Source organism: Plasticicumulans sp., assembly GCF_035331805.1.
GTDB lineage: Bacteria > Pseudomonadota > Gammaproteobacteria > Competibacterales > Competibacteraceae > Plasticicumulans.
Genome location: NZ_DAOLKE010000350.1, coordinates 1 through 3508, shown reverse-complemented (window position 1 = coordinate 3508; position 3508 = coordinate 1). Strand labels below are relative to the sequence as shown.

Sequence of the window (3508 nt, the reverse complement as noted above, 5' to 3'; positions counted from 1 at the left end):
CGCCTGTCTCGGGCCCGAGACAGGCGCCGAGTTCATCGAGATCGGCCTGGTCGAGCGGCCGGTAGGCGAGCAGGTCATCGACGATGCGCGCGACCTTGCGGTAGGCGAGTGCCTCGTGCCGGAAGCGGTCGAGGTCCGGGAAGCGCTCGGGGTCGAGCAGGCGCAGGCGCGCGTAGTGGCCGTTCGGACCGAGCTGCTCGGGGGTGGCGGTCAGCAGCAGCAGGCCTTGTGCATGTGCGGCGAGGCGTTCGATCGCCGTGTACTCGGGGCTCGGGGCGCCCGGTTCCCAGGCGAGGTGATGCGCCTCGTCGACGATCAGCAGGTCCCAGCCGGCTTCGAGTGCCTGCGTCTGACGGCGCTCGCGCCCGACCAGCCAGTCGCGGCCGCAGAGCACCAGCTGTTCGGCCAGGAAGGGATTGTCGAGGCCCTCGCGTTCGAGTTCGAGGCAGCGTTCCTCGTCGTAGACGGCGCAGCCGAGCTGGAAGCGCCGGCGCAGTTCGAGGAACCACTGGTGGATCAGCGGTTCGGGCACGACGATCAGCGCCCGGCCGGCGCGCCCGGTCACGAGCTGGCGGTGCAGGATCAGACCGGCCTCGACGGTCTTGCCGAGGCCGACCTCGTCGGCGAGCAGCACGCGCGGTGCGTAGCGGCCGGCGACCTCGTGCGCGATCCAGAGCTGGTGCGCGAGCAGGTCGATGCGCGCACCGGCGAGGCCGCGCAGTTCCGAGGCGCGCGCCTGCGCGGCCCAGGCCAGCGCGTCGCAGCGCAGCGTGAACAGGCGCTGGGCGTCGGTCTGGTTGGCGAACAGCCGCTCCTGCGGCTTGCTGAAGCTGATGAAGTTCGACAGCCCGGTCTCGGGCAGCACGCGGCCGTCGCGCCCGACGTAGGCGAACAGCCCGCGCTCTTCGAGCACCTCCTCGACCTGCAGCGTCCAGCCCTCGTGGCTCTGCACCGTATCCCCGGGCTGGAAGCGCACGCGCGTCAGCGGCGCGCCCTGGCGCGCGTAGACGCGGGTTTCGCCGCTGCCGTGGAACAGCAGCGTCACGCGCCGGGCATCGCCCGACAGCACCATGCCCAGGCCCAGTTCCGGTTCGGTTTCGCTGATCCAGCGGCTGCCGCCGACGAAGTCGTTCAAGTCCGCTCACTCCTGGCGCATGAAAAGGCGGCGGATGATAACGCCGTGCCGCCCGTGACTCGACCGCCGGCCGGTTAGCGACTACATCAGAGGGCTTGCCCAGCCGCAGCATTGCGCCACCCCGCCTGCCGCATGCCGGAGTCCGTCCGATGCGCCTGACCCTCGATGCCCTCGCCGTGCTCGATGCCATCGCCCGCCGCGGCAGCTTCGCGGCCGCTGCCGATGAGCTGCACCGCGTGCCCTCGGCGATCACCTACACCGTGCACAAGCTCGAACAGGATCTCGACGTGCAGGTGTTCGACCGCAGCGGCCACCGCGCGCGCCTGACCCCGGTCGGCGAGACCCTGCTCGCCGAGGGGCGTCACCTGCTGCGCGCCGCCGGCGAGCTCGAATGCCTGGTGCGGCGCGTCGCCACCGGCTGGGAGGCGGAGCTGTCGATCGCGCTCAGCGCGCTGCTGCCGCTCACGCCGCTGCTGCCGCTGGTCGAGGCCTTCGATCGCGAGACCCCCGGCACGCGCCTGCGTCTGGGCACCGAGGTGCTCGGCGGCGTCTGGGATGCGCTGGTCACCGGTCGCGCCGATCTGGCGATCGGCGCAAGCGGCGACGGGCCGGTCGGCGGTGGCTACGCGAGCCGTGCCCTCGGCACGATCGGCTTCGTGTTCGTGTGCGCGCCGCAGCATCCGCTGGCCCGCAGCGAGGTGCCGCTCGGCGAGGAGACCATCCTGGCCAGCCGCGCGATCGCCGTCGCCGACAGCTCGCGGGTGCTGGCCCCGCGCACGGCGGCGCTGCTCAGCGGCCAGCCGGTGCTGACCGTGCCGAGCATGGAGGCCAAGATCGACGCGCATCGCGCCGGGCTCGGCGTCGGCTACGTGCCGCGCGCCTGGGTGCGCGAGGACCTCGCCGCCGGCCGGCTGTGCGAGTGTGCGGTCGAGCATCCGCTGCCGCCGGCACCGCTGTATCTCGCCTGGCGCACCGGCAACGGCGGACGCGGCCTGAAGTGGTTCCTGCGCGCGCTGGAGGAACTCGCGCCGTGGCGCGACTGGCTCGATGCCGAATGATGGTCGTGGCCGGACGCGCTAACCTCAAGCTCCCGTCCGCCCCTTCATGCTGTGGTGGAATCTGCCGTCCTGCCGGGAGCCACGGTCTTGGCCAGCGTCCAGCGCCTGCCCGCCTTCTTCGATCACGCCGAGCGCATCCGCCGCGAGGCCGCGCGTTACCTGTTCGATTACTTCGAGGCCTGCTGCGAAGGCGCGATGGCGGTCGATCGCGAGGCGCGCATCGTCTGGATCAATGAGCCCTACGCGCAGGCGCTCGGGCTCGCGGACGCGGCCGCCGCGCTCGGCAAGCCGGTCGAGGATGTCATCCCGCACAGCCTGATGCGCGAGGTCGTGCAGAGCGGCCGGCCGATCCTGCTCGACATCATGCAGCACGGTGCGCGCTCGCTGGTGGTCACGCGCCTGCCGCTGACCGACGAGCACGGCGCCGTCATCGGCGCGGTCGGCTTCGTGCTCTACGACGATCCGCGCTCGCTGCAGCCGCTGATGACCAAGTTCTCGCGCCTGCGCGCCGAGCTCGACGCCGCCCGGCGCGAGCTCGCCGCCAGCCGCCGCGCCCGCTACCGGCTCGATGACTACGTCGGCAGCAGCCCGGCGGCGCTGGAGGTCAAGCGCCAGGCGGCGCGCGCCGCCGCCAGCGATTCGACCGTGCTGCTGCTCGGCGAGACCGGCACCGGCAAGGAACTGATCGCGCAGGCGATCCATGCCGCCTCCGCGCGCGCCGCGCGGCCGTTCGTCGGCATCAACGTCGCGGCCGTGCCCGATGGCCTGCTCGAAGCCGAGTTCTTCGGCAGCGCGCCCGGCGCCTATACCGGCGCCGATCGCCGCGGGCGGGACGGCAAGTTCAAGCTCGCCGACGGCGGCACGCTGTTCCTCGACGAGATCGGCGACATGCCTGCGCACCTGCAGGCGAAGCTGCTGCGCGTGCTGCAGGAGCAGGAGTTCGAGCCGCTCGGCTCGAACCGCGTCGAGCGCATCGACGTGCGCGTGATCGCCGCCACCAGCCGTGATCTGCCGGCGCAGGTCGCCGGGGGGCGCTTTCGCGCCGATCTGTGGTTCCGGCTGAACGTGCTGCCGATCCGGCTGCCGCCGCTGCGCGAGCGCCGTGACGATCTGCCGCTGCTCGCCGGGGCGCTGCTCGACCGGCTCTCGGCCCGCGCCGGCGGCGTGCGCCGCGTGCTCGGTGCCTCGGCGCTCGCGGAGCTGGCGGGCTACGACTGGCCCGGCAACACGCGCGAGCTCGGCAACGTGCTCGAACGCGCGGTGATGCTGAGCGACCGGCGCTGCTACGAGATATTCTTTGAGCGCAGCGAAAACC

The 3508-nt window shown here is 72.4% G+C and carries 3 protein-coding genes; 2 read left to right on the top strand and 1 reads right to left on the bottom strand.

The features are described from left to right. On the bottom strand, nucleotides 1-1135 hold a 1135-nt coding region (locus tag PKE44_RS16615; RefSeq protein WP_324553458.1), incomplete at its 3' end, for an SNF2-related protein. Nucleotides 1136-1284: 149 nt separating this feature from the next. Here PKE44_RS16615 and PKE44_RS16610 point away from each other — a divergent pair. Both PKE44_RS16610 and PKE44_RS16605 read left to right on the top strand, forming a co-directional pair. Next, a complete protein-coding gene (locus PKE44_RS16610; RefSeq protein WP_324553455.1) occupies nucleotides 1285-2193 on the top strand; it encodes a LysR substrate-binding domain-containing protein in 909 nt (302 codons plus the stop codon). 87 nt (nucleotides 2194-2280) lie between these two features. Further along, the coding region (locus PKE44_RS16605; protein ID WP_324553452.1) for a sigma 54-interacting transcriptional regulator at nucleotides 2281-3508 on the top strand (1228 nt) is incomplete at its 3' end.

Bases quoted from the DNA above. Each gene is read 5' to 3' on its own strand.
- PKE44_RS16610 (WP_324553455.1), top strand. From the start codon at position 1,285: ATGCGCCTGACCCTCGATGCCCTCGCCGTGCTCGATGCCATCGCCCGC.